Origin of the sequence: Bacillus sp. SIMBA_154 (genome assembly GCF_046536015.1) — a bacterium.
GTDB classification, from domain to species: Bacteria; Bacillota; Bacilli; order Bacillales; family Bacillaceae; genus Bacillus; species Bacillus pumilus_P.
This window is the reverse complement of record NZ_JAWJBV010000513.1, coordinates 1-248: the sequence shown is the minus strand read 5'-3', so window position 1 is coordinate 248 and position 248 is coordinate 1. Positions and strand designations below refer to the sequence as shown.

The window sequence follows — 248 nt, the reverse complement described above, 5'->3', positions numbered from 1 at the left end:
CGCGTCCCAAATGCGCGGAAATCTCGTTTGTTTTCAGCTCAAGCTCCGGGCTGATCGCATTTAAAAGCGAAGATTTTCCGACTCCGGACTGACCGGCAAACACCGTTGTTTTGTTCTCGAAGTGTTTCACAATGCCTGTTAAGCCGCTGTTTTCTTTTGATGACGTCACATATACGTCATAACCGATTGCCTGATAGTCTTTCACGTAAGAAAGTATCACCTCTTTCGATTCCCCGTCTGCAGCTAAG

General features: G+C 46.8%; 1 protein-coding gene. It reads right to left on the bottom strand.

The window, feature by feature from the left end; translation table 11 throughout:
* The coding region (gene rsgA / locus R0K30_RS22955) for a GTPase RsgA (RefSeq protein ID WP_410613272.1) at window positions 1-248 on the bottom strand (248 nt) is incomplete at both ends.